The organism is Vibrio sp. 1978, assembly GCF_033344345.1.
Genome location: NZ_JAWPOP010000188.1, coordinates 1 through 976, shown reverse-complemented (window position 1 = coordinate 976; position 976 = coordinate 1). Strand labels below are relative to the sequence as shown.

The 976-nt window shown below is 44.4% G+C and carries 2 protein-coding genes; one reads left to right on the top strand and one right to left on the bottom strand.

Going from position 1 to position 976, the window contains the following annotated elements; translation table 11 throughout:
* Positions 1 to 38: 38 nt before the first annotated feature.
* Positions 39 to 638 carry a LysM-like peptidoglycan-binding domain-containing protein gene (locus R8N49_RS25405; protein WP_005496937.1) on the top strand — a complete coding sequence of 200 codons (600 nt, stop codon included), beginning with the start codon at positions 39 to 41 and terminating at the stop codon, positions 636 to 638.
* A gap of 66 nt (positions 639 to 704) precedes the next feature.
* Here the strand turns inward: R8N49_RS25405 and R8N49_RS25400 are convergent.
* On the bottom strand, positions 705 to 976 hold a 272-nt coding region (locus tag R8N49_RS25400; RefSeq protein ID WP_318190246.1), incomplete at its 5' end, for a GNAT family N-acetyltransferase.

Genomic DNA, 976 nt, shown 5'->3' with positions numbered 1-976 from the left:
TTTATACTGGTAGTAGAAGTATTAAGGGACACATCAACATGAATCGTCGCAGAAAGAAAAAGCAGCAAGTCGACTACGTCGAGTTGGTCAAACAAAAGTTCGCTGCTATCAACTGGAAGCAGCCGTTCAACAAAAGTAAGTGGTTGGAACGTGTAGAACCAATCAAGGCATTTTGGCAGCGCTTACCTAAATTCCATCAACGAGCTTTGATGGTGTTAATGCCATTATTACTTCTACTTCTGATTGTACCGTTACCGAAAAAAACGGAACCGTTAGTCGAACCGCAGGGTGAAGGGGATAGCCAGCGTGTTGCTATCCAGTTAAATGCGCAAAGCCTGAGTCAGCAACGTACGTCGCAAAACTCGGGGCCTAAGTCAGAAGACTGGAAAGAGTACCATGTGAAGAATGGTGATACGTTAGCTCAAGTTTTTCGCAACAATCAGCTTTCTATGGCTGACCTTAGCGCCTTAGTAAAAATAGAAGGAAGCGACAAGCCACTGAGCCATATCAAGCAGGGGCAACTCATCCGTTTTAAACTCTCAGAAAACGGCCAGTTAGATATGTTGCAACTGGAAAAGAGCGATCATTCGGTTATGTTCTTCCGTCTATCGGATGGCAGCTTCGGCAGAAACAAATAGTTTCCGTTGTAGATTTAAAAAAGACGCGATCATCTCGCGTCTTTTTTATTGCAGTTTTGTAGAGGTTTATTGAGTCGAATGCTTCCTGCGCATGTCTACGTGTGGAATTCCATCTTCTAAGTAACTGTCAGAAATAACTTCAAATCCATGGTGAGCATAAAAATCGATAAGATGTTCTTGTGCACCAATGTCTATGGTTTTTTCGGGCCATAACGTAGAGCATGCTTGGATGGCTCGTGTGATTAGCTGATGGCCTAAGCCACCACCTCGGGCTGTTTGTTTGGTCACGACTCGGCCAATACTGACGTTATCGTAAGTGGTTCCAGCTGGCAGAAGCC